The sequence below is a fragment of the Streptomyces tricolor genome, from assembly GCF_002155905.1.
GTDB classification, from domain to species: domain Bacteria; phylum Actinomycetota; class Actinomycetes; order Streptomycetales; family Streptomycetaceae; genus Streptomyces; species Streptomyces tricolor.
The window spans coordinates 1-18,885 of record NZ_MUMF01000247.1 but is presented as its reverse complement, the minus strand read 5'-3'; the positions used below and the strand labels follow the sequence as shown (position 1 = coordinate 18,885).

Annotated in this window: 21 protein-coding genes and 1 pseudogene; 5 read left to right on the top strand and 17 right to left on the bottom strand. The window is 68.4% G+C overall.

What is annotated here, in order from left to right; translation table 11 throughout:
- The 11 genes from CCN44_RS46290 to CCN44_RS18595 form a co-directional block, all read right to left on the bottom strand.
- Positions 1-327: a hypothetical protein gene (locus CCN44_RS46290; RefSeq protein WP_079081140.1), complete on the bottom strand. Its 327-nt coding sequence runs from the start codon at positions 325-327 to the stop codon at positions 1-3.
- A gap of 184 nt (positions 328-511) precedes the next feature.
- Positions 512-1,747 carry a tyrosine-type recombinase/integrase gene (locus tag CCN44_RS18640; RefSeq protein ID WP_086698321.1) on the bottom strand — a complete coding sequence of 412 codons (1,236 nt, stop codon included), beginning with the start codon at positions 1,745-1,747 and terminating at the stop codon, positions 512-514.
- Positions 1,747-1,986, bottom strand: coding sequence for a helix-turn-helix transcriptional regulator (locus CCN44_RS18635; RefSeq protein ID WP_086698320.1), 240 nt, complete (start codon positions 1,984-1,986; stop codon positions 1,747-1,749). The genes CCN44_RS18640 and CCN44_RS18635 overlap by 1 nt, the downstream gene beginning before the upstream one ends.
- Positions 1,979-3,280: a replication initiator gene (locus CCN44_RS18630; RefSeq protein WP_208639793.1), complete on the bottom strand. Its 1,302-nt coding sequence runs from the start codon at positions 3,278-3,280 to the stop codon at positions 1,979-1,981. Before CCN44_RS18630 ends, CCN44_RS18635 begins: the two co-directional genes overlap by 8 nt.
- 140 nt (positions 3,281-3,420) lie before the next feature.
- Entirely contained in the window at positions 3,421-3,666 is a 246-nt protein-coding gene (locus CCN44_RS18625) for a SpdD protein (RefSeq protein WP_086698318.1), read from the bottom strand.
- Between the two features lie 25 nt (positions 3,667-3,691).
- Positions 3,692-3,886, bottom strand: a complete 195-nt coding sequence (locus CCN44_RS18620) for a hypothetical protein (RefSeq protein ID WP_086698317.1) — start codon at positions 3,884-3,886, stop codon at positions 3,692-3,694.
- Between the two features lie 16 nt (positions 3,887-3,902).
- Positions 3,903-4,094, bottom strand: coding sequence for a mobile element transfer protein (locus CCN44_RS18615; RefSeq protein WP_086698316.1), 192 nt, complete (start codon positions 4,092-4,094; stop codon positions 3,903-3,905).
- Positions 4,095-4,105: 11 nt separating this feature from the next.
- Positions 4,106-4,726, bottom strand: a complete 621-nt coding sequence (locus CCN44_RS18610) for a DUF2637 domain-containing protein (RefSeq protein ID WP_086698315.1) — start codon at positions 4,724-4,726, stop codon at positions 4,106-4,108.
- A 34-nt stretch (positions 4,727-4,760) separates the two neighbouring features.
- Positions 4,761-6,137, bottom strand: coding sequence for an FtsK/SpoIIIE domain-containing protein (locus CCN44_RS18605; protein ID WP_086698314.1), 1,377 nt, complete (start codon positions 6,135-6,137; stop codon positions 4,761-4,763).
- Positions 6,137-6,493 (bottom strand): SCO3933 family regulatory protein, encoded by a 357-nt coding sequence (locus tag CCN44_RS18600; RefSeq protein WP_086698313.1) that lies wholly within the window; start codon positions 6,491-6,493, stop codon positions 6,137-6,139. The genes CCN44_RS18605 and CCN44_RS18600 overlap by 1 nt, the downstream gene beginning before the upstream one ends.
- Before the next feature lie 167 nt (positions 6,494-6,660).
- Positions 6,661-7,449, bottom strand: a complete 789-nt coding sequence (locus CCN44_RS18595; RefSeq protein ID WP_086698312.1) for a GntR family transcriptional regulator — start codon at positions 7,447-7,449, stop codon at positions 6,661-6,663.
- 85 nt (positions 7,450-7,534) lie between these two features.
- Here CCN44_RS18595 and CCN44_RS18590 point away from each other — a divergent pair, with 85 nt between their 5' ends.
- The 4 genes and pseudogenes from CCN44_RS18590 (at position 7,535) to CCN44_RS18575 (ending at position 9,133) form a co-directional block, all read left to right on the top strand.
- Positions 7,535-7,966 carry an NUDIX hydrolase gene (locus CCN44_RS18590; RefSeq protein ID WP_086698311.1) on the top strand — a complete coding sequence of 144 codons (432 nt, stop codon included), beginning with the start codon at positions 7,535-7,537 and terminating at the stop codon, positions 7,964-7,966.
- A gap of 46 nt (positions 7,967-8,012) precedes the next feature.
- Entirely contained in the window at positions 8,013-8,441 is a 429-nt protein-coding gene (locus CCN44_RS18585) for an ATP-binding protein (protein ID WP_086698310.1), read from the top strand.
- Positions 8,435-8,828 (top strand): annotated as a pseudogene (locus tag CCN44_RS46285) (hypothetical protein). The gene CCN44_RS18585 and the pseudogene CCN44_RS46285 overlap by 7 nt, the downstream one beginning before the upstream one ends.
- 53 nt (positions 8,829-8,881) lie before the next feature.
- On the top strand, positions 8,882-9,133 hold the full coding sequence (locus tag CCN44_RS18575; RefSeq protein WP_237481729.1) for a hypothetical protein: 252 nt from the start codon (positions 8,882-8,884) through the stop codon (positions 9,131-9,133).
- Positions 9,134-9,513: 380 nt separating this feature from the next.
- Here CCN44_RS18575 and CCN44_RS44070 read toward each other — a convergent pair whose 3' ends face one another.
- From CCN44_RS44070 to CCN44_RS47835, 6 genes are all read right to left on the bottom strand, one after another.
- Entirely contained in the window at positions 9,514-10,821 is a 1,308-nt protein-coding gene (locus tag CCN44_RS44070) for a MotE family protein (protein ID WP_143649847.1), read from the bottom strand.
- Positions 10,822-13,508: 2,687 nt separating this feature from the next.
- Complete coding sequence (locus CCN44_RS18565; RefSeq protein ID WP_237481732.1) at positions 13,509-13,886, bottom strand: DUF5958 family protein; 378 nt, start codon at positions 13,884-13,886, stop codon at positions 13,509-13,511.
- Between the two features lie 658 nt (positions 13,887-14,544).
- On the bottom strand, positions 14,545-15,723 hold the full coding sequence (moeZ, locus tag CCN44_RS18555; RefSeq protein ID WP_059252474.1) for an adenylyltransferase/sulfurtransferase MoeZ: 1,179 nt from the start codon (positions 15,721-15,723) through the stop codon (positions 14,545-14,547).
- 63 nt (positions 15,724-15,786) lie between these two features.
- On the bottom strand, positions 15,787-16,536 hold the full coding sequence (locus CCN44_RS18550; RefSeq protein WP_086698306.1) for a spherulation-specific family 4 protein: 750 nt from the start codon (positions 16,534-16,536) through the stop codon (positions 15,787-15,789).
- Positions 16,524-17,483, bottom strand: coding sequence for an NAD-dependent epimerase/dehydratase family protein (locus CCN44_RS18545; protein WP_059252472.1), 960 nt, complete (start codon positions 17,481-17,483; stop codon positions 16,524-16,526). The genes CCN44_RS18550 and CCN44_RS18545 overlap by 13 nt, the downstream gene beginning before the upstream one ends.
- Before the next feature lie 178 nt (positions 17,484-17,661).
- Positions 17,662-18,390: a hypothetical protein gene (locus CCN44_RS47835; protein ID WP_414820505.1), complete on the bottom strand. Its 729-nt coding sequence runs from the start codon at positions 18,388-18,390 to the stop codon at positions 17,662-17,664.
- 32 nt (positions 18,391-18,422) lie between these two features.
- Between CCN44_RS47835 and CCN44_RS47830 the strand changes: the two genes are divergently transcribed.
- Positions 18,423-18,885 (top strand): hypothetical protein (locus tag CCN44_RS47830; RefSeq protein WP_414820504.1); only part of this gene is annotated, 463 nt, incomplete at its 3' end.

Sequence of the window (18,885 nt, the reverse complement as noted above, 5' to 3'; positions counted from 1 at the left end):
TCAGCAGGGGGAGAAGCCGGCGGACCGGTCGAGCCGAAACGGTGAGCCCGGGCGAGTGGGCACCCACCCCTGTCGCAGGGCGGTTGCGACGGCATCGGCGACATCGGACGGCAGTACCGGGTTGCCCAGGCTCCCGAGCCAGTTGCCAGGGTGAGGCTGGTTCGTCGTGACAACAAGCGTCGTCCCGGGACGATCCGCATGCTCCACGGCGTACGTGCACGGCGACCAGCAGAGGGCCTGACTGTAGGCGGGTCTGCCGCGCAGCCGCCAGCGGTAGACCGTGCCGTCGACGACTATGCGCCGTGCTCCCTTACGACCCAGCGCCATGACCGCCCCCTTCGATGCCGGGATGCTACTGGGCGGCCGACGCCGACCGGCAACGGCAGAAGCCCACGGCGTCCGAGCTGGTCAGAGCCGTGGGCTTCGTCAGCCTCGCTGGTGGGCGAGGCCCGTGATCAGTAGACCGGCAAGTCAGGTGATGTGCCCCGTGACCAGGCGGTTTCCCGCATCGTCACTCCCCCTGGGCCGTCGTGGGGCCGTCATCCGTGTCCGGGCCGTCCGCGAAGGCTCGGTTCACCGCCTCCCGGGTCCGCTTCTCGCTGCTGGGCATCAGGTGGGTGTACGTCCGGAGGGTGAAGCCCGGGTCATGGTGGCCCAGGTACTCGGAGAGAGCCTTGATGCTCTCGCCCGCATCTAGGAGGACGGAGGCATAGAAGTGCCTCAGCGCGTGCATTCCGCTCGCCCGGCCGAGAGGGACGCCCGCTGCGTCGAGGGCTGGACGCCAGGCCCCGCGGTTGAAGTCGTTGCGGTTGATCGGGCGGCCCTGGTCCCTGTGGAAGATCAGAGAAGCAGTCACCGGTGCTCCATCGACAGCGCGCCAAGGCAGCGTCACGGAGGCCGGCGGATACTGGCTGATGTGCTCCTCGATCGATTGAGCGACGCTCTCGGGCAGCGGGACGGTCCGCTCCTTGGCCCCCTTGGGCGGCGCGAACACCGGCCGGTTGCGGATCAGCTTGACCTGCCGCACGACGTGAATCACGCCGTCGCTGAAGTCCACATCTTCCACCGCCAGGCCCAGGACCTCACCCTGGCGTAAGCCGCATCCACCGGCGAGGTCCACCATGGGCCGGTACTGCGCGGACAGCGCCGAGCGGACCGCGAGGACACGCTCGCGCTGCCAAGGAACGACCCGACGAGGGTCGAGCTTCGGCGCGCGGACAGATGACGACCGGCAGGGGTTTTCAGGGATCAGACGGTCGTCCACAGCCGCTGTCAGCATGGTGGAGAGATTGGCGAAGATCACCCGCTGATAGGCGGGTGCCACTCCCCCGTCATGCAGCTTCCGCAGCCACTCGCGGATGTGCGTCGGCCGGAGTGAGCCCAGTGTGCAGCTGCCCAGGTAGGGCAGTACGTGTAGGCGGATGCGCTGCTCGGTGCCCACGAAGGTGCCGGGGTCCATGGTGAGCGACGCCAGCCACCGTTCGGCGTGCTGCCTCACAGTGAGGCGGCCGGCCTGCGGATCGATGTACTGCCCGCGTGCCATATCCGCCTCGACCTGCGAGAGCCACTGCTCGGCGAGCCGCTTCTGACGGTCGGGGAAGCTCTTGGACTTCTCGGTGCCGTCCGGGCCGATGAAGCGGGCGCGGTAGCGCATCCCCGTGCCGTACCGGTCGGTCCTGACCTTGCGTGTCTTGCCGTCCGACCCGACCTCAGTCTTGTACCAGCGGTCTTGAATGTGCCCAGCCATCAGGCGGCGACCCCTTCGCGCTGGGAGTCCACCCACGCCCGCACATCCACCGGGTCGAACCGAAGGTGCCGACCGACTCGGAATCCGCGAGGACCGGTGCGCTTGCGCCGCCACTGGTAGACGGTCTCGACGCTGGGAAGGTCGAACATCGTCACCAGGTCTTCCGGCGTGAGGTATCGCTCGGGCAGAACCCGCCGTGCGGTCGACACGTCCGCAACGGCGAGGCGCCGGTTATCCACGGGTTGGCTCTCCTTCCGTTCCGGGGGCGGGTTCGAGGGATGCGGCAAGCCAGACTTCGGTGTCGGACAGGCCGGTGGCGGCAAACACCCAGTGGGCGAGGACGTACGTCGTCTCGGTCTCCGGGCCGTTGGGTGCTGTCGCTTGTGCGCGGCGCCATTCGGCGCGGGCGTCGCGGAGGGCGCCGAGGGTGGTGGAGTAGCGGCGGGACTTGGTGGAGAAGTGGCCGCAGAAGCCGAGCATGTGTGCCCAGGCGCGCAGGCGGAGGTGTTCCAAGTCTTTGCGTGCGCCGAGGCTCCAGGCGGTTCGGATGAGGCGGCGGGCGTGGTCGCTGATGTCGAGTTGGGCGAGTTCGGCGGCGAACTTAAGTGGGCGGTCAAGGGCGCCCGTGGCGGTCTCGGCGCCCTTGGTGGCGTACTTGGCGATGTACGCCGCTACGGCCCGCTCGGTCAGCTCCTGGTCGTCATTGAAGTCGGCGGAGCGGATCGCGCGGACGTCGAGTTGGCGGCCGAAGGTGAAGGTGTGGGCGCGGCCGTCGATGACCGGGCCGTCGACGCGGACCTTGGTGGTGGCGGCCCGGATGGCGTCGGTGAGGAGTTCGGCTGTTGCCCAGGGCGGGGGCGGGGTGTCTCCGCCGCCGGGGCCGTCGAGGCGGATCACGGCGTGGAAGTGGACGGCTCCGCGCTTCTGGTACTCGGCGACCTTGGCGAAGGAGACGCGGGCGTGGTCGCGGAACCGGCGCTGTGACAGGCCCGCACGCTTGGCGACCTCTCGGCGGAGGTAGGTCGAGAAGCGCCGCCAGAGCTGTCCGGCGTGGGCGTTCCAGAGGACGGCCGTTTCGTAGTCGTAGCTGTCCGGGTTCAGCGGGGTGCCAAGGGTGTCGTCGTCCTGGTCGTGGTGGGTGCCGCAGCGACAGGGGCGGCCGTCGGTGCGGCGGTTGTGCACCGGGCCGAAGCCGGGGGCGGTGAACGTGGCGAAGACGCGGGGATGGGCGGCGACGTGTTCCGGGGTGCCCTTGCCACCACGCAGTCCGGCGGTGATCAGATGGAAGGTGTCGCGGCGGTAGACCTCTGCGCAGGCCGGGCAGCGGGTGGTGCGGCGGTTGTTGCAGCGCACGAGGAGTTGGCCGGCCGGGAGAGTGGCCGAGTCGAGGTGGTGGAGGACGCGGCCGATCTCACCGGTGGTGGTGTCGACGCCGTACTCGGTGCGGTGGCCGTCGAGGCGGATCGGGTGGGTGCAGCCGCCGAGCCCGGTGAGCTGCCGGAGGATACCGGGCAGGGTGCCGTGTTCGGCCAGCCTTGCGAGTTCCGGGAGCGGGGGCGGGGTGGTGCGGGTAAAGATGGCGGTCTCCTTCTGGCTGGATCGGTCAGGAGGGAGGGGCCCGGGGCGGCCGGATGCTTGGCCGTGTCGTGGCCGCCCCGGGTCAGGCCGGCCGGTCAGCGCCGGTGCTGGTCGCGGACCAGGGAGCGCAAGACGACGGCGGCGACGGCCACGGAAATCGCTGTGATGGCGACGGCCGCCAGAAGCGCGGTGAGGACGACTCCACCGACGAGCACCGCCACGACCGTCTTCTGATCGATGGGGAGCGACGGCAGGCCGCGTCGGACCGGTGCCGGGCCGGTCGGGATGTGGGTGTGGGCGGACGGCGGGGTGGGGTTGTCCGGGTACTTGGGCAGGGACACGGTTGACCTTTCCTTATCTACTCGTCTAGTCATGTAAGCTGTTTACGACGCTCACGCCGGAGCGCGTGCCGGACTCGATGGCGGGGGCGAGGAAGGTGTGCGAGAGCCAGAAGCCGAACAGGGCGATCAGGACGACGATCCAGGTGCGGACGCCGAGGAACTTGATCGCTCCCCAGGCGAAGAAGCCGAGGACGACCACGAGCGGCAGGCTGACGGTCACGGTTGTCCGGGTCCTTTCAGCGGACGGGGCAGCGGTGGGTGCGGGCGGCCAGTTCGGCGGCAGCGCGGCTGTCGTAGTCGGCGGAGAAGCCGCAGCGCGGGGCAGTGCAGGCCGCGGTGTGCTTCTCACGGCCCCGGCCGTCGTAGGAGGTGCCGACCTGGACGGGGCCGATGCGGGTGACGTTGCGGAAGCTGCGGTTGGCAGACACGCGGTCCCCTCTCAGAGGTGGGCGGCAATGGCCTCGGCCATCGGAACCGGGACGCCAAGGCGGGCGCGGAGGGTTGGGGTGTCGATCGGGGCGCCGGTACGGGCGTGATGCTCGGCGGCGACCTTGCGGGCGTGGGCGACCAGGGCGGAGGGGACGGGTACGGGCGGGTGCTGCGGTGGTGCCTCGATGACGGGTTGCGCGGGTGGTTCGGGTGCGGCTTCGGACTCGTCCTCCTGGTCCTTGATGACCTCCGGTGCGGGGTCCGTCTTGGGCGTGCTGTGCGCGAGGAGGGTTCCGCCTAGGAAGGCGACAGCGGGCCAGCCCGCGACGAGGATGCGCAGCCAGGCCGGGACGTTCCCGAGGTCGAGGAGGCCGGCGGTGGCGACGTTGGCACCGAGGGAGGCGGCGAGGGCGATGACGAACCAGCACCAGGCCGCCGCTTTGCCATGACCCGAGCGCAGTCGACGCCAGGCGGCGACGAGCAACAGGTCGACGGAGACGGGGTAGGCCCACGCCTTCCATCCGTCCTGTCCGGCCGCCACGGCGACGTCGTGAAGGTGGGTGAAGGACAGCGCGGCAGCGATGAGCGCTTGAACGAGCACCGCGTCGACGCGGGCCAGGTGGGCGCGCATGATGCGGCTCCTTCCGGAGTCGGGCGGGGGAAGGTCAGTCGGCTACCGGGTGAGGCAGGACGACCGGGGTCGCGCTCTCGACCGGACGCTCAGGCACGTCAGGGCGGAAGGGCTTCAGCGCAGTGAGGTCGGGCACGAGGTTCGCCGACCTGCGGCAGGTCTCGGCGGCATCGCCCAGGGAGAGGTACGGCGTGCGGATGCGGGACCAGCCGCCGGAGGTGTCACCGGCCACGGCCAGGCCGGGCCGTTCGGGGGCGATGGAGCAGGCGGCCATGACCGCTTCGGAGGCGATGTCGCCGAGTGCCATCTTGGCTGAGGCTTCGTCGTTGACCCGGTGGCAGACGCGGCCGGTGAGCTGGGCGCGGAGCATGGTGGCGCCCTTGCCGAGTTCGGCACCGAAGCGCTGCCCGCACACCTCCAGGTACATGCCGGCGGCGCGGCCGAGCTGGGCGAGGCGGATGAGCTGCGTGACCATCTCGTCGCGCCGTTCCTCGTCCTTCCTGGTGGCGATCATGAAGAGTTCGGCCACCTCGTCCACGAACAGCACTACCGGCACCGGGCGTTCGTGCTCGGGCAGGCCCCAGATGTCAGAGGTGATTTCCTCGTCCGGGGTGCCGGGGGCGATGCCCTGCCGGACCTTGATCAGGTCGTATCGGTCCTCCATTTCCTTGACCAGTACGGGCAGGAGTTCAGCCGCCTGTTCCGGGTCGGTGGCGAGTGCGGAGAGCCGGGGTGCGAAGGGAGCCAGCTCGACGCCCCGCTTGCAGTCGATCCCGACGAGGGCGACCGGCTGAGGGGCGAGTCCGGCGATGAGGTGGCGCAGGTACATGGACTTGCCGGACAGGGTCGCGCCTAGGGTGAGCTGGTGGGGAATGGTGCGGTAGTCGCGTATGAACGGCATGGCGTCCTCTCGCAGTGCGACCGGCACCTTGAGGAAGCTGCCTGCGACCTTGCGCGGCATACACACCCGCCGTAAGACGTCATAGCCGACGAGCCGCAGCTCGACGACCCCCGGCTTGACGGTCGTGACGTACACGGCGTGAACGCCCCAGGCGTGCCGCAGCCGTTCGGCGGAGGCGGCGACGTCGGCGGGTTCCTGGCCCGGCGCCAGGCGGAGGCGTATCCGCAGCCCGGTCGTGGTGGGCCGGATGAGGCCCCGGCGCGGCGGTACGGGCCGTATCTCGCGCTGTGTCATGGCCTTCACGGCGAGCACCCGCAGCCGGGAGGGTGCCACCGTCAGGCCGCATGCCTCCATGACCGAGCCGTACGAGCTGAGCAGCCGGACGGTGGACACCGGCAGGCCGACCGTGGACCAGTACGCCGCCGGGTGCTTGGCCCGGGCGTAGGCGGCCCCGCCGCCGAGTGCGGCGACAGGACCACCCACTTCGAAAAGCGTCGTCAGGTCGGACATCAGGCGGCGGCCCCGGTCGTGGCCGGGAATGCGGCCGGAGTGACGGCGGCAGCGCGGTAGGCGATGCCGTGGCGCTGCTGGCCGTTGAAGACGGACTCCCACGGCCGGGCGACGAGGCCCGGCAGCGAGACCGGCGCCCCCAGGGTCAGCCCCTCGGAGATGCCGCCCTCCGGGACGGTGACCTTGATGAGCGACGACTCGCCGTCCTCGATGTAGACGACGCCGATGGTCATCAGCGCCTCACCGCTGTTGGCGTCCTTGGCGATCTCGCCGGTCTGCCGGTCGCGGACCTTGGGCTCAGGCGCCTCGGTGAGCAGGATCGTGGCGCCGGAGGTCTCCACGCGGATGGTGCGCAAGACACACTCCTATCTACTCGTCTATACAAGATGGGTTCTGCGAACCCCTTGATCGGGATCGCGGAGTCACCTTGCCCCACAACTCGCCCACTCGTCTATACGAGTAAGCGTGTTGGGGTGTACGAGTTCGGGAGAACGTCCCCGCGCACCACCGCGAATCGTGACGATCAGGTTGCCGGAAGCTGGTACGAGAGGACGTAGGCGTCCGCCGCCATCACCGTGTCGCAGACCTCCACGGCACGACCCTCGGTGTCGAAGGCGGTCCGGATGAGATGGATGACCGGGACGCCGGCGGCCAGCCGGAGTGTTTTGACCTCAGTCGGCGAGGGCATCCGGGCGCGGATCTCTTCCTCGAAGTGGTCGAGGCGGTGGCCCAGCTCTTCCAGGCGGGCGTAGATACCTCCGGGCCCGGGGTTGGGTTCGGCGATGGGGGTTCCGCGGGCGATGTCGAGCGGGAGGTAGGAGGTGGCGAACTCCACTGGCCGCCCGTCGAGCAGGTACCGGCGCCGACGAGCCAGCACGCGCCGCACGGAGCCCAGCCGGGCGGAGACGTCCTGGCTGGCCTTCTCCTCCTTGACCTCCAGGCTGTCTACCTGGGGGTGACTGCCGGCCGCGTCGGCCTCCACGATGAACGCGGACTTGCCCTGCTCCCTGTGCCGACGGGCGAAGCGGTCGGAGGCGAGCCGCCGCACGGGCGGTCGTGGTCGTACGAAGACTCCCCTGCCGTGCTCGGCGTGCACCAGGCCTTCACCCTGGAGGATGGAGAAGGCGTTGCGGACCGTCATCCGGGACACCCCGAAGTGGTCGACAAGGTCGGCTTCGGAGGGCAGTTTCTCGCCCTCACGGAATCGCCCACGGTCGATGGCCTCGCGCAGCTGGTCGGCGATCTGCCGGAAGACCGCACGATCGCTCGTGGGGTCGAGATCACCGAGGAGGCCCGAAGGGAGAGGGCTCACGTGAGTACTCCTTTAGGTATCTAGACGAGTGGGCGAGTGCTGTTGCTACGGTGGAGAGCCTAGCCAGCCGAGAGGGCCGAGGAACATGAGCACTGAACGCCCGCACTCCGTGAGCGTCGCCGGGGTCGTCGTGGACGACCAAGGCCGGGCCCTCCTGATCCAGCGCCGGGACAACGGCAAGTGGGAGCCGCCGGGCGGCATCCTCGAACGCGAGGAGACCATCCCGGAAGCCCTCCAACGGGAAGTCCTCGAAGAGACCGGCATCAAGATCGCCCTTCCGGCGACCCTGACCGGCGTCTACAAGAACATGAAGGGCCTGATCGTCTCGCTGGTCTTCCGCCGCGAAGCCGCCGACGGTGTGCCCACCACCGGTGACGAGACCCGCGCACTGCGCTGGGCCACCCGCGAAGAGGTCACCGAGCTTGCCGATGAGGCGTACGCGATACGCGTGCTCGACGCACTCGACGCTACGACCCCGCCGGCCGTCCGCGCCCACGACGGCGTGAAACTCGTCTAGCCCGAACCCGCTGCACATGGCGGCCTACCAGCATGAAGGAACTTGTATGCACGAGTATACGAGTACAGCTCGGGTCTGGGGACTGAGTTGCCCAGGCTTCCCCGAAGAAGTGAGCCGGGCCCGCCGGTGGACCCGCGACATCCTGCGCGGCTCTCCCTTAGCCGAAGACGCCGAACTGATCGTGAGCGAGCTGAGCGCGAACGCGATCCTCCACACGGCCAGCGGCCGGGAGTACGGCAGCTTCCACCTGGCCGTCGCGGTCTCGGCCCAGGTGGTCGCGGTGTCTGTCACGGACGACGGCGGCACGGACACGGCCCCCAAGGTCGAGCACCAGGACCAGGACGCCGAGCACGGCCGAGGACTGGGCATGGTCAGCGCCATTGCCCACCGGGTCGTCGTCCACGACACCGACCAGGGCCACACGGTCACCGCGGAGCTGTACGCGGACGCTCGACGGGGAGGTCATCCGTGCTGACCTCCAATACCCGCCGCGGCTTCTGGTGTGAATGCTGGACGGAAGACCTCACCGAGGCGCAGGGGCCAGCACTCCTGGCATCCTTCGACGCCTATTCGGCACCACAGGCCGACCGATGGGTCGCGGTCGCTCTCCGTACCGTCTCGCCGGCATTGGACTCGGACGCTTCCGACGAGGCATGGGAATGGCTGCACGACGGCCGCGCCGAGACCAGGCGAGCCCCACTACGGTCGGAGCCCTGCACGGTTTCAGTCACACACGCCGCCACCCGCGTCACTTGGACCATCCGACCAGTGACCTACCTGCCGCTCGCACACCGCACAGGCAGAGAACTCCCGACGTGCCCACGACTTCAAACCCCAACCTCCGGGGACCCACCCCAGTTGATGTTGAAGGCCCGGCCTCGCACCTGAAGCCGGGCCTCATGCATGCTCAGCTACATGAGCGCCTACAGCAGCGACCTGGACCTGAAAGTCACTGACACCACGGGCAACGGCGTCGAGGTGGACGTAGCAACCAACCTGCTGAACGGCACGGTGCGACTGGCAGTGTTGTGGACCCAAGAGATCTACCTGCACCCCGACGACGCCGAACGGGTAGCCCAGTCACTGCTACGAGCTGCCGAACACGGCCGCCGCATCACACAGACTGAAAACCCAAGAGCTGACCAACGTGCCGAGCCCAGCCAGTGAGTTACAACTTTCTCTACTGGTTCAAGGCGGCTCGCTCCGCTCACCGCGCGCGGCCCGGCCCCCGGCCGGGCCTGCGCTCCTGTCTCCGCCCCGCTCCAGCCCGGCCGGCGCCCGTGCCGCGCGCACAGCAATCAGCCGCTTGCCGTCAGAGAAGGGGTACGTCGTGGCTGGGGCGGTCGGCTCCACGGCTTTAGGCAGCCACTTTGGCGCGAGCCTCGCAAATCATGGCCCCAACGTCATGCTTTACCGGGCAGGTCCACAGACTGCCCGACGCACCGGAAGCTTACGGGGCCATGACCACTCGCACCACAGCAGCGCCACCCCATAGCCGCTACGTCGACCTTGTTACCTATCTCGCCTACGCAGTAGCCATTAGCTGCTCACCGGAGGGGATCTGGGAAGCGGTGCCACCGATGCTCATCGCTCAATGTTTTGAGATCGCGTTCACGCATCGCGTTTTTCCATCGTTTGGATTCCAGGAAATCAATCATTGCGGCACGCACCTCTCCCGAGAGGTGCCACGCAACCTGCGACTTGTACGAATCTGGAACTGCCGAGAACCTCTGATAAGCCTCCTCTCCCTTCAGTCCTCCAATTTCTTGAGCCGCATCATAGGACCAGATTGAATCCCACAAGGCCGCAGCATATTCTCGGGGAATGCGATTCAAGACACTATCAGAGTCAACCCCTGAAACCCTCAACGCCACTGCAATAAATCGGCATGCCAGGGGCGGCCGAAAGGGCTGCGATTGATCTATCATCATCATGGTCCACACGCACTCAGCTAGCCAATCTCCCAACCGGGCAAACATATTGGCCAGCCCTTGAACATCCATGTGCGCGATGAGGTTCACTCGAACTTCAGGTGCCAGAGAACAATAGACGCCGGGACCCATCTCCGATTCAGACATGAAGTCCACCAGGCGCGAAATGGGCATATGCCCTACAATGTCACCTGGCGTCGGGACGCTGGTGCCATAGGATGCACACAATTGCTTAAGAGCATCACCCGGTTCCGAAAATGCATGTAACGCTAGCTCAGTCCACTCGCGTGGCATGTAAGCGACGAGGGACATACGGGCCTGAGAGTCCATGGCGCACCAAGTGATCAGGCCTCCAGGACGGTCAACGTCGACGACCTGTGCCGCAGCCTCAGGGGGAATATGGTCAAGAATCTTGCCAATCACCTGCGTGGGCAAGCAGGTCGAAAATTCTTTCAAAGTGTCAAGATCGAATGACCACTTACCGTTTTCCGCATCAACTTCCCCGACAATGCGAAGCGCCTGTTCAAAATTCAGGCCACCCAAAATATTGGTACGCTGCGGCTCTGCAATTGCAAGCACGAGTCTCCTAGCGATATTAGCGCTCATCGCCAGCAGTCTCTCGAGCGCCAACCGTTCATCGATCCCCGTGAGCACCTCAACGGCATCCACCGTCGGCAACCCCGCAATCCTGGGAGCCGCAGCAGACGGGATCATCTCGGCAAGTACGGCAGCTCTTTCGGAACTCGCCATCGAGAGGATACTTTCGACGGCTTGCTGCACGGGCATGGCAGCCAATCGTCGCGCAGTCGAAACCGTGGAATCAACGTCGCCGATATACATGCTCCCCTCGGCGACCTGATACACCCGGCTTTCCCCGAAGGCCTCGATATCAACTCGAATGTTACGCGGATCCTCGGCGGCCATTACTCTGAAATCCTCATCTCACCCTGACCGAGCTGGTAGATTCGGGCTTCACCGGAGGCCTTCGCGCTCTGACGTACATCGCCTTGGTATCGCGACCCTTCCGACGCCCTGCTCTCCGTGAACGCGGAGATAATGCGGCTCAGTTCGCCAGCCGCATTCTCCCGCTCCGCTGCACTCACAGACTCCAACCAGTCTTCGAGACGTGCTTGCCAAACAGCCTCTTGCAGGGCTCGGACACGGTTCAGCTGCTCCGGGGCAGTTCCGGCGATCGTCGCGGCACTCCGCTCGAGGCGTTCGATTTCGGCTTCTGTTCGCTGCTCGTCGCCTCGCCCCATCATGGTTCCAAGCCGATGCCTGAAGCTTGTCCATGCGTCAGTGCCAGCGGCCTGCACCACCGAGGTACCTCCCGCCGCTGCGATCGCCACGAGTGCCTCCGTGAGCACGTTTCCCCCTAGTCGTTCACCGGGCCAAAGGCCCTAACGAGTCATCAGGTCGATTACGCAGGCCACAGGTTACTACTCGGGCATCGGATCCAGGTGCACTCCGAAGTGGTCACTTTAGGACCTTCAGGAACAAGTGATGGCCATCGGCAAGCCACACCACAAGCACACCAGATCGAGTGGGGAACAGCAGGGAACCACGGGTGAAAGAGGGCCAGCCTCCGAAGGCTGCGTCTCTGCCGTTCGATCAGGTCGGCGCCCGAACCAGCCCCAAATGATCGCAGCTTCCCAAGCTGAGGGCTGCGGCGCCGTGGTCGCGCGCCGGCTGTCGGGGCCCGCTCTGGTCGACGGCGCCAGCAGCGTGGCTGAGCCCGGTGGCGGGTGGAGCGAGGCATACGCGCGCCTGATCGGTCGGCGCACCCGCCGCCGTGGCTGACTGTCGTCGGCTGAGGTTCAGGCGTGGGTCCGACGCACGGCGGTGCACGCGATCAGCGTGCCGCCGTCTCCCGTAAGGAACAACATGAACCGCCAGGAGTCTTCGGCAGCTCTGATGCCCACGCGAACCGGCTGCTGACGCCGGCCGAGCAGCTCAGAAGAGGTGGCCTGTCCCAGACCACGTGAGAACCGCAGCAGCGAAGTGCAGCCAGAGCGGCCATGGAGGCCTCGTCGTTGCCGACCAGGAGCTGTTCGAGTAGTTCCCATTCCATGCCGTCCCCCCACCAGGAGAGTGCTGTACAGCAGCCGGATACAGCAACCACAGCAACCGCCCCTCCGTAGCGTCCCCGTGGGTCCGATGCGTGGCCTGTATGACCGTCTCCGACGGATCTATATAGCGCTACGGATCAGAAGGTCGCGCCAGGTAGAGACGGTCTGGCCCCCGTGCCAGGCCGTCTCAGTTTCCGTCTCATTCAGCTACGTTCACCGCCGTACAGACGGGTCCATCGCCAGGGGCCAGCCCGGCCCTCGTTCGCCCATGAACGCAGGTGAACGGACACGGCTGCGCCCCTTCCCCCTACCAACAGACTTGGAAAGCGTGTTGGTGGGTCTGCGGAATGCCAGACACGACGACCAGTAGTCCGCCGCTTGACGCTCTGGAGCTGCCGCCAACGTCGGCGAATGGGCCCGCTGCAGCCGCTTGCTCTGCTAGAAGTCTTCCGTGCGCAGTCTCCTGCAAAGGCTCGTCGAGAGCCGCGCATGGCGGGTCGCTCGGGTGGTGGCCTACTCCGTGGCCGGCCTTATCGGCGTAGGGATCTTCGTCGTCCTCCCGATCACAGCCCAACTCAGTGGGTGGAACGATGACGACGAGGATCCGCCGGTCAGCTCTGGAGTTCCATCCGCCACGCACACGCCAGTTCGCTGGACGTATCAGGGCTACGAGTGCTCAGACGGGTGGCCGTCAGACTCCATCGGCCGCCCAGGAGCCTGTAGCCATCATGGAGGCGTTGTCTCCGCATTTGAGGGAGACGACGGAACAGTCCTCAGGTGTGGAGACAACGAGCACGCACCTCGTCCCGACGAACAACAGCAACAGATCGAAGACTATGGGCGCGTCGTCTGCGTGTTCGGTGACATCGGGTTTCAACGCGGATGATCCCGGCCGCACCAGATCGAGCGGGGAACAACGGGGAACCACGGTGAACGTAGCCGAGGCCGACAGGTAGCTCTCAGACTGTTCGCCAAGGTCAGCAGTCGAATGGACCGCTAGTGCTCGCAGCTTCCCAAGCTGATTGCCGTGAGCGTAGGGCCGGACAACTGTCACAACCAAAGGTCCGAACTGGCGCACCTGCTCGCCCTGGCCACGTCAGAATCGGTTCATGGGGCGTTGTGCTGCTGTGACACGGCAAGGGCGAGCATGCCGGAACCCTGCGGGCTGGAACGGCTTCTGCCACGTACACGGCGGTGGCGGCCGGAGTCGGGCACCCACGCTTCGCCGGCCTCCGAGACCCGCACGTGTGGCACACGGTCTGGGGACTCAGCGCCTAAGGAGACGAAGAGGCTGGTTGTGGAGGCTGCGGTATCTCTGCGTGAGTTGGTTCGAAGTGCTGTGCAGCGCTATACGTCGGCGCTGGCGAACGTAGAGACCGGGTCGGAGCCTTGATGGCTGGGCCGTCTCTGAGCCGTCCGAGGCCGCTCGACAGTGGCCAATGACGACCAACGACGACCACCAGGCGCACGAGCCCACCGCACCTGACCAGCAAAAACCCAGCTCACCAAGATCCCCGGCAAGACCCAGGGCAAGAAGACATTTCAGGTTGCGTCCTGTGGCGGATCCGGCAGGTTGTGCCACGCGTGGCCACATCCATCGGCGCAGTGCAGCGCCCGCCTGCGGGTGTCAGCGATGCTGAAGAGGGCGACGAGCAGGCGGAAGGATTTAGTTAGTTCGTAGGCCGGAAGCGCTTCCATCCCGAAGCGCCACTTCGTGAGCATCACCGCCGGCGTGTGAGTAGGACGGATGCCGGAACGCGCGATGCTCTCCGGTACGTCCTCTTCGCGGGCGCGGGCCTGCCCGCAGAACAGCACCAAGGCGTGCAGGACTTTGCGTCGGTCGCCCTCTGATAGTCCCTCGAACCACTCGACGCCCTCTGCCACAGTTCTGAGCCCCTGTGCGAGTTCGTTGAGGACCACCTCGTGCGCGTACAACACAGGCTTCCACCCCCACGGTTCAGACCGACGATACGCACACGGCCACCTGTAGGCAGCATGGTTTCCCGCGCCCTGATGGCACAGACATCTGACGCAGGCAGCAGGCTCCCCCGTACAACCCGCGCAACACCTTCCGGGCGGTCCGCCTCCCGAGTGAGTGTCTAACTGCGTGACAACGCAGACGCACAGCGGCGGACAAGCACCGTTGCACCAGGTGAGAGCCAGATCAGCCCAAGGCGGCACCCCCACCCAAGTTGCTTCGGGACGAAGAGGTCACTTAGTTACGGTGCTTCCCATGACCGACGAGACCCCTGATTGTCCCAGGTGCAGCCAGCCCATGCAGTCCGGTGGCTTCGTCCTCTCCAAGCGGGAGGACGATGGCCGACGGGGCTGCCGGATGCTGTGGCGGTGTACCGATCAGCATGTCTGGTGGAGCTGGACCGACCGGCCAGGCGAGCCACTGGAGATCTGCCCCGTCCCGGGGCTGTTCCGATGACATCTTGCGAAGAGGTGCTACCCCGGGCCGTCGCTGGGCCGTCCGGCGTCAGTCGACGCCAACCAACAACGACAGAAGCCCACGGCATCCGACGAGGTCAGAGCCATGGGCTTCTTCGGTCCCGCTGGTCGACGGAACCGTTGATCAGTAGACCGGCTTGTGCGGTTCGATCTGGTTGACCCAACCGATCACGCCGCCGCCGACGTGGACCGCGTCGGCGAAGCCCGCGGACTTCAGGACCGCGAGGACTTCCGCACTGCGGACACCCGTCTTGCAATGCAGGACGATCTTCTTGTCCTGCGGGAGGCCCTCCAGGGCGGTGCCCATGAGGAACTCGTTCTTCGGGATCAGCTTGGCACCCGGGATGGAGACGATCTCGTACTCGTTCGGCTCGCGGACGTCGATGATCTCGAGGTTCTCGCCGTCGTCGATCCACTCCTTGAGCTGCTTCGGAGTGATCGTCGAACCGGCCGCGGCCTGCTGGGCCTCCTCGGAGACGACGCCGCAGAAGGCCTCGTAGTCGATCAGCTCGGTGACGGTGGGGTTCTCGCCGCAGACCGCGCAGTTGGGGTCCTTGCGGACCTTGACCTGGCGGTACTGCATCTCCAGGGCGTCGTAGATCATCAGGCGGCCGACCAGCGGCTCGCCGATGCCCGCGAGAAGCTTGATGGCCTCGTTGACCTGGATGGAGCCGATGGACGCGCACAGCACGCCCAGGACGCCGCCCTCGGCGCAGGAGGGGACCATGCCGGGGGGCGGGGGCTCCGGGTAGAGGCAGCGGTAGCAGGGGCCGTGCTCGGACCAGAACACCGAGGCCTGGCCGTCGAAGCGGTAGATCGAACCCCACACGTACGGCTTGTTCAGCAGCACGCACGCGTCGTTGACCAGGTAGCGGGTCGCGAAGTTGTCGGTGCCGTCGACGATCAGGTCGTACTGGCTGAAGATCTCCATCACGTTGTCGGCTTCCAGCCGCTCCTCGTGAAGGATCACGTTCACGTACGGGTTGATGCCCTTGACGCTGTCGCGCGCGGACTCGGCCTTGGAGCGGCCGATGTCCGACTGGCTGTGGATGATCTGGCGCTGCAGGTTCGACTCGTCGACCTCGTCGAACTCCACGATGCCGAGCGTGCCCACGCCCGCCGCGGCCAGGTACATCAGCGCCGGCGAGCCCAGGCCCCCGGCGCCCACACAGAGCACCTTGGCGTTCTTCAGCCGCTTCTGCCCGTCCATGCCCACGTCGGGGATGATCAGGTGGCGGGAGTACCTGCGGACCTCGTCTACGGTGAGCTCGGAAGCCGGCTCGACCAGGGGTGGCAGCGACACGGGGACTCCGTTGGTCGGTCAATCACTACAGTTGTTCTCCTCGTAACACTGCCACGGCCTTCTTCATTCCGAGACACCCGTTCCGACCCGCGAGACGATTTCGTCCCAGTAGCCGGGCATGCCCTCCCAGGGGTCCGCCCGACCGCCCCTGTCCGTGCGGTCGGTGAAGTAGACCGTCGCCGCGCCCTGCCAGCGGGCGATCCGCAGCGCCTCGTCCAGGTGGCCGCGGGGCACGCTGTGCACGAAGTGGCAGAAGCGGTCGGGCGGGTAGTCGGCGGTCCACTCGGCCACCTGCGACCAGCGGTAGTCGGACCAGGAGCCGGCGAAGGTCACCAGCTGGTCGGCGTTCTCGGCGTAGCCGGGGTGCGGGTGGCGGCCGTGGCCGAGGACGATGTGGGCGGTGTCACTGATCGCCCGGAGCGTGGTGATCGCACGGCGGACCTCGGGCAGCCCGGTGCGCTCGGTGGGGCAGCGGTCCAGCAGGAAGCCGTCGACCCGGTACCAGTCGAGGTGGCGGTGGGCGTCGGAGAGCAGATCGCCGAAGACCCGGGCGCCGTAGGTGAGATCGAGGTGGCCGAGGACGCGCACGCCCGCGGCCCGCAGCCGGCCCGCGGCCTCCAGGCAGTGCGGGTCGGGACGGCTGCCGGGACCGGCGGCGACATCGAGCACCACCCAGTCCAGCGGGGTGCCGGGGCGGGCCAGTTCCGCCCACTGGGCCGGGGCGACGAGCGGGTGGGCGAAGCCGGGAACGCCGAGGGCGGTGCGGACGCCGGTGCCGGTGGCGCCCGCGGTGGTGCCGGTCAGATGCGGCATGCCGCCTCCATCCAGATGTCGGCCAGGGATTCCTCGAGGTTGATGCGGGGCCGCCAGCCGAGCCGGTCGCGCGCGGTGCGCACGTCGGCCTGCTGCCAGCTGCCGCAGCCGTCCGGGTACGGGTACGCCACCGGGGCCGGGTGCTCGGAGTCGGCCCGGGGATGGCCGATGGCGCTGCGCAGCGGCCCGGGCGGGGTGTCGAGTTCGTGGAGGGCACCGCCGTATCCGGCCACGCGCGCGAGGACGGCGGCGGCGTCTCTGAGCCGGACGGCGCGGCCGGAGCCGATGTTGATCACCCCCTGTGCGGCGGAGAGCGAGGCGGCGTGCACGGCCCGCGCGACATCGCGTACGTCCACGAAGTCGCGCTGGACGCCGAGGCCGCCGAGTTTGAGTTCGCCGTCGCCGGCCTGCATGGCGCGGCGCATGGCCTCCGCCAGGCGGCCCAGCGGGGAGCCGGCCGGGGTGCCCGGGCCGGCCGGCGAGAAGACCCGCAGGACGACGGCGTCCAGGCCGGAGCCGAGGACCAGTTCGGTCGCGGCGAGCTTGCTGACGCCGTACGGGCCGCCGGGGCGCGGTACGGCGTCCTCGGCGGTGGAGGAGCCGGGCTGGCTGGGCCCGTACTCGGAACCGCAGCCGATCTGCACCAGGCGGGCACCGCATCCGCTGCGGCGCAGCGCCTCGCAGACGGTGGCCACGGCGACGGTGTTGTGCCGGGTGAGTTCGCGGGCGCCGCCGCGGGTGGCGCCGGCGCAGTTGATGACGACCCCGGGGTGGACCGCGTCGAGGAAGCGGGTGAGCGCGCCCGGGCTGCCGGTGGCGAGGTCGAAGCGGACGTCGGCGTCGTCGCCGCGGCCGAGCGCGGTGAGCTGGACGGCCGGGTCGGCGAGCAGGCGGTCGGCGACGAAGCGGCCGATGAATCCGTTGGCTCCGATCAGCAGGACCCTCATCGGGCGGCTCCCGGGGTGTGCGCGCCGGTGGTACCGGCCGTTTCGACGGCTCCTGCGGCTGCTCCGGAGGCGCCGGCGGTGCCAGGCGCTCCGGCTCGGGAGGTGGTCATCTGGTGTTCTCCTTCAGAGGGGTGGTGCGGATGCCTCCGGCGGGTGGACCGGGCCGGTGGCGGAAGGTTCACTCGGGTGCTCCGGTGGGCGCGTGGGCCGAGGCCCGGGTGAGGGTGCGGCCGGCGTGCCACAGCAGGGCCAGGGCGGCGGTGCCGCAGGCGAGGGCCGGTACGGCGGCCTCGCCCCAGGCGCCGACGAGGGTGTCGACGGGGGTCGCCAGGACGGCGCAGCCGGGCAGCCGGCCGGCCAGCGGCAGCGCCAGGGCCGCCGCCTCCGTGGCCGCCGCCGCGCCCAGCGCCAGGGCGGGGGCGCGGCGGTGTCGGTGCACGGTGAGCAGGCGGGCGAGGAGGAGCAGGGCGCCCAGGGTGAGGGCCTGCGGAAGGGCCGCGGGTGCGTGCAGGACCGTGCCGCACAGGGCCAGCAGTGCGGCCAGGGCGCCCAGGAACAGGGCGGACACGCCGAGCAGCAGCGGTTTCACCGCGGCCGTGAAGTCCTCCAGGCCTCGGCTGCCGGCGAGTCTGCGGCGGGCGCCGGCGGCGAGGAGATGGGCGGACCAGGCCGCCGGGGCGCAGGCCGACAGGAGGGCGAGGACGGGCGCGGTGGCCAGGGGCCAGGGGCCGTCCGGGGCGCCGGTGGGCAGCGTGTCGGGGCCGCCTGCGAGGACGGCGCGGAGGAGGCCGTCGCCCGCGAGGGCGTAGCCGAGCAGCCAGAGCGTCCACGCGCGCGTGCCGATCGCGGTGCGCCGCGCGGGCCGGCCTCGGTGCGCCGTGCGCGCGTGGCGAGCGCGGTGTCCCACGCGCGTGTGCCGGGCGGACCGGCGAGCGGGCCGTGGCGCAGTGCGGCGCGCGTGGCGAGGGCGACGGCGAGGAGGCCGCCGAGTGCCACGAGCAGGCGGGGATGGCCGTGGGTGAGCCGCAGCCCGGTCACCGTGGCCGCGCCGAGCGCTCCGGGCAGGAGGGTGAGCAGGACCCAGCCCGCACGGACCCGGGGCGCCGGCAGGGGTTGGCGCCGCGGGCGCGGCTCGGTGGTGCGCGGCACGCGCGCGTACAGTTCCTCGGCGAGCGAGAACACGTCCCGGTGGCGGAACCGCGCGGCGGCCCGGTCGGTGAGACCGTGTGCCTCCAGCCCCGCCGCGATCTCCAGCGGATCCACGGCCCGTTCGCACAGCTCCCGGTGCCGGTGCAGCAGGGTCTTCACCGGGTCACCGGGCCCACGGCGGGGCCCGAGGGTCCGCTTCCGCTCGGCCCCGACGTCCGCCCTCGCCTCCGGTACGACGCGAGGGCCGGCGGGG